Source organism: Flavobacterium sp., from assembly GCF_049318325.1.
Taxonomy (GTDB): Bacteria; Bacteroidota; Bacteroidia; order Flavobacteriales; family Flavobacteriaceae; genus Flavobacterium.
Genome location: NZ_JBMOGQ010000143.1, coordinates 1 through 5,324, shown reverse-complemented (window position 1 = coordinate 5,324; position 5,324 = coordinate 1). Strand labels below are relative to the sequence as shown.

Annotated in this window: 3 protein-coding genes and 1 pseudogene; 2 read left to right on the top strand and 2 right to left on the bottom strand. The window is 35.7% G+C overall.

Features of this window, described 5'->3' with window-relative positions:
• A pseudogene (locus ACOYLP_RS10505) lies at positions 1-136 on the bottom strand (glutamate dehydrogenase); the annotation flags it as partial.
• A 265-nt stretch (positions 137-401) separates the two neighbouring features.
• Between ACOYLP_RS10505 and ACOYLP_RS10500 the strand changes: the two are divergent.
• On the top strand, positions 402-1,178 hold the full coding sequence (locus ACOYLP_RS10500) for a THC0290_0291 family protein (protein WP_422856123.1): 777 nt from the start codon (positions 402-404) through the stop codon (positions 1,176-1,178).
• A gap of 7 nt (positions 1,179-1,185) precedes the next feature.
• Here ACOYLP_RS10500 and hflX read toward each other — a convergent pair whose 3' ends face one another.
• A complete protein-coding gene (gene hflX, locus ACOYLP_RS10495) occupies positions 1,186-2,409 on the bottom strand; it encodes a GTPase HflX (protein WP_422856122.1) in 1,224 nt (407 codons plus the stop codon).
• Between the two features lie 201 nt (positions 2,410-2,610).
• On the opposite strand from hflX, the gene ACOYLP_RS10490 reads away from it, so the two are divergent.
• On the top strand, positions 2,611-5,324 hold a 2,714-nt coding region (locus tag ACOYLP_RS10490), incomplete at its 3' end, for a fibronectin type III domain-containing protein (protein ID WP_422856121.1).

Sequence of the window (5,324 nt, the reverse complement as noted above, 5' to 3'; positions counted from 1 at the left end):
TGTTTTGGTATTTTTTATTTTGTTCAATAAAAGGAATTACTGTTTCAGCAACTTCCATAACTGCTTGCATAAATTCTGGTTCATGACCATTTCTTTTTGCAACCAAGTCCATAAATGAATTAATACTTTGTGACATAAAATTAGCTAATTAATATTTTAAGAAATCGATTTCGTAAAATCGCACAAATATACATTTTATTAAAAACGGAGGTGATACTTTTTTATAAATTCTTGTAATTTTTATGTTTCTATTAAAAAACTTTTAAGAAGACCTCAATTATTCTGGCTTTTTAAATCGTTTGGTTATTTTTTTTGCATATAAATCAAGTATTTTTTATTTTATTTTATAACTGATTGATGTTTTTATATATTTGTCGAGATTTGAATTAATTAGTATGTCAATGCCTAAAAATTTTATCATAACTTTCCTTTTGTTATTTGGCTTGTCAAATAGCTTAAAGGCTCAATTCGGCTTTTCGCATGAAATAGGCGCTATAATTGGCCCTGTTGCTTTTCAGTCAGATTATGGAGAGCGTAATGATTTTTCAACAAACATGGGTAACACTGGTTATGGTATTGGAATTATACATTACTTGAATTTCTCCTACAAAGCTGAATGTAATTGTTACACTCCTGAAACTTATTTTAATGATCACTTCAAATTAAGAAGCGAGTTGTCTTATAATAAAACAGATTTACAACATTTTGGGAGATGGGTTGAAGGTAATTCAATAGGAGCACAGCAATTAAAAGCGATGAGAGGAAGCACAGCTGTGACCAATATTGGTATGCAATTGGAATTTTTCCCTTTTAGTGTCAGAGAATTTACGGCCACTATAGGTTCACTTGCCCCATTTATTAGTTTGGGTGGACAATTTAGTTTTTACGATCCAAGAGCTTGGTCAGAACTTGGTCCATTGAATACGCCTATTTCAACGCCTATTAAATATTACAATGCAACAACAAATCAAGGTGGAACTGTTTGGTCAATAGTATCTAGTATTGGGTGTAGATATAAATTAACAGAACTTTCCGATTTAATGGTCGATTTGAGATGGCAATATTATTTTTCAAATTGGGTTGACGGTTTAAATCCTGATCCTACAATTTATACTGAAAATAAAGCCAATGATTGGAATGTTTGGTTTAATTTTGGGTATATATACTATCTTCAATAGAAAAAAGTTACTCTTTTTCGATAGCGTCTTTATAATCCGGGTACAAGAATTTATTATACGGAAATCTTGTAATGTGAATTTTTCTCACTGATTCATATACTTTTTCTCTGAACTCTTCGAAGTTCTCTTTGTTAGTAGCCGAAATAAATAAAGTGTTTTTTTCTCCTACATTATTCATCCAAGTCGTTTTCCATTCGTCTAAAGTATAATGCTTTGTTGTTTTTTCGGTAATTAAATCATCGGCTTCAATTTCCTGATTTTTAAAAGCATCTATTTTATTAAAAACCATTATTGTAGGTTTATCATTGCTCTTTATATCTTGTAAAATTTGATTCACCGAACTAATATGTTCTTCAAAATCAGGGTGAGAAATATCAACAACGTGTAATAATAAATCTGCTTCACGAACTTCATCAAGTGTACTTTTGAAAGAGTCCACTAATTGTGTTGGCAATTTTCTAATAAATCCAACGGTGTCCGAAAGCAAAAAAGGCAAATTCTTGATAACTACCTTACGAACAGTTGTGTCCAGAGTTGCAAATAATTTGTTTTCAACAAATACTTCGCTTTTGCTAATAACATTCATCAAAGTAGATTTTCCAACATTAGTGTAACCAACCAATGCTACACGAACCATAGCGCCGCGATTTCCTCTTTGTACAGACATTTGTTTGTCGATGGTTTTTATTTTTTCTTTTAGTAAAGCTATTCGGTCACGAACAATCCTTCTATCGGTTTCAATTTCAGTTTCTCCAGGGCCACGGAGACCAATTCCTCCTTTTTGTCTTTCTAAGTGCGTCCACATACCGGAAAGTCTTGGCAATAAATATTGACACTGTGCAAGCTCTACTTGGGTTCTTGCGTAGGAAGTTTCTGCTCTTTGAGCAAAAATATCCAGGATTAAATTTGTTCTGTCCAGAACTTTGCAATCAAGTATTTTCGAAATATTTTTCTGTTGAGACGGCGACAATTCGTCATCAAAAATTACTGTAGAAATATTCTTTTCTTTGATATAAGAACTAATTTCATCCATTTTACCTGTCCCTAAAAAAGTCTTGGGATTTGGTTTTTCTAATTTTTGAGAAAATCTTTTAATTACCTCTCCTCCTGCAGTATAGGTTAAGAACTCTAATTCGTCCAGATATTCTGTTAACTTCTCTTCATTTTGATTTTGCGTAACAATTCCAACAATTACGGTTCTTTCAAAATTAATAATTTCTTTTTCTAGCATGTCTTTTTATTCTTTAGCAAAATTAGGCATTTGAGAATTATAAAATCATAAAATTGTTAATGATTCTTAATGATAGTTATAATTGATATTGTTGAATATGTGATTTTTCAAAACAATTCATAAAGAATTCATAAATTTTATTAAATTTGGGCTTCAAAATCCTAAACAAATTTTAATTAAACAACTCAAAATTTTCATTTTATGAAAAAAATTACTTTACTACTGCTGATTTTATTCTCCTCCATTAGCGGCTATTCACAGCTGGCTCTAGAAGGTTTTGAAAACACTACAGGTCCTGATGCGTTTCCATCAACTAACTGGACTTTAGGAACAGGCAACTGGGCCGTTTTTGATAATGGTGTCAGCGGAACAACAACTAATGTGCAATGGGATATTAATAGTGCTATAACTACCCCAGTTAGTGTATACCAAGGAGTTAACTCTGCTTTTGTCAACATTGAAAATGTTGGTGCCGGAAATACTTCTGAAGAATATTTAGCAACTCCTCCTGTTCTTATTCCAATTAATGGGGTGTTAAATTTTTACACAAGAATGAACACCTCTGGAAATCAAGGCACTATTTATCAAATAAGAGTGGCTCCTGCAACAGCCTCACAAACCGATCCTTTTGCTTATTCTTTAGTACAACAATGGACAGAGAATGAATTAATAGTGCCAACTGCTAACTTTGATATATTTACAGAAAAAACAGTTGACTTATCTGCTTATGCAAATCAATTCGTTTATGTTTCTTTTGTGAAAATATTCACCCAACCAGGAACAGGTACTGGAGGTGACACATGGTATATTGATAATGCTAGTATTGATTCACCTTGCTTAACTCCAACCGGATTAACCGTTTCTTTAATAACTTCAAATAGCGCAAGTTTGAACTGGGTAAATCCAAATGGTTCAGGATCAGCTTCCTATGAAATAGAAGTTGTACTTGCCACAGGAACCCCAACTGGAGTTGCGAATTACACAACAACTACTTTTCCATATGTAGTAACAGGATTGCTTCCAAATACTGCATATAAGTTTTATGTAAGAGCTAGATGTACAACTGGTTTTGCAAGTCCTTGGTCTGTAGCCTCTGCTAACTTTACAACACTTGTTGCTCCACCAGTTTGTGGTGGTAATTTTGTTGATTCTGGCGGAATAGCAGGTAACTATGGCAATAATGCCAATATTACTACAACTATCTGTCCAGTAAATCCTGGTGATTTAGTTACAGTAACTTTTACAGCATTTAACACAGAAAATGGTGTTGACCTTTTAAAAGTATATGATGGTAATGATGCTACCGCACCATTGCTAGCTACATTATCAGGAACAGTTTTGCCACCAGCATATACTGCTTCTTCAGCTAATGGATGTTTAACATTTGTATTTACTTCAAATGGAACTACAACTTCAGCTGGTTGGGCAAGTAATGTAACCTGTAATCCTGCTCCGGCTTGTAGGATTCCTACGGCTGTAACCGCAGTTACGCCAACCACAACATCTGTTACTTTGAACTGGACGCAACCAGCAAATCCCGATTTAACGGTTGCCTCTACTTTTGATATTATTGCATTACCATGCGGTGCTCCTACGCCAACAGCTGGTTCCATTCCAACTGCAAATGATATTACTGCCGCTGCGGGACCTTCTTACGTTCTTAATGGCTTGGCTTCAGGTACTTGTTATGATATCTATATTAGAGCGGTTTGTGCAACTAATAGCGGTTGGAGCCCGGTGCGTGCAACAATATCGACTTTAGTCGCTCCACCAGTTTGCGGAGGCAACTTTGTTGACACTGGCGGAACAGGAGGTAACTATGGCAATAATGAAAATCTTACTACAGTAATTTGTCCTGTAAATCCTGGTGATGCAGTCACTGTTACGTTTACTGCTTTTAACACTCAGGCAGGTTCTGATATCATGAGAGTATATGATGGAAATAACGCTTCTGGCACTTTGTTAGCTACTTTATCTGGTACAACTTTGCCTCCGTCATTTACTTCATCTTCACCTTCAGGTTGTTTAACTTTTGTGTTTACATCTAATGGAACTACTGTTGCTTCAGGTTGGTTAGCTAATGTCACTTGCGCACCAGCACCAGCATGTCCTAGACCTGTTGCTTTAACTACTGCAGGATTATCTCCTACATCGGTTTCTTTTGGATGGACACCTATTGGAAGCGCTACTTCTTGGCAAGTAATAGCATTACCGTGTACAGATCCCGCTCCAACAAGTGCAACAACGGGGTGGATAACCACTAGTACTAATCCGTACCCATTTACAGGTCTTAATACTACAACTTGCTACAATTTTTATGTAAGGTCTGATTGTGGCGGTCTTTCGGGATTAAGTGGGTGGGCAGGACCTCAATCCTTCACTACAGCTGCGCCAGGATTAACTTGCGCTGCGCCAATAATTGTAGGTACGCTACCTTATACTACAACAGATACCACCGCTAATTATGGAGATAATGCTACTATAGAGGGAAGTCCGGGAGCATCGGGTTGTGGATCAACCAATAATTATTTGAACGGTAATGATGTTGTTTATTCATTTACACCAACTTTCTCGGGAACTATCAATGTAGCAATGACTCCTACGGCAACTTTCTCAGGAATTTTTGCTTACAATAGTTGTGCTAATATTGGTGTAAATTGTTTAGCAGGAGTTGCCAATGGTGGAACAGGTATAAGAACATTTGATTTACCAGTTGTAGCTGGATCAACTTATTATTTTGTAATTTCTACATGGGCGACACCTCAAACTACTGGATATACTTTAGTTATCAATAGGATTAACTGTGTACAACCTACCAACGCTACAGTAGCAGGAATTTCTAGTAATTCTGCACTAGCATCTTGGGGTAATCCTGGAGCAGCAACTTCTTGGCAAGTTGCAGTTCAACCAGCTGG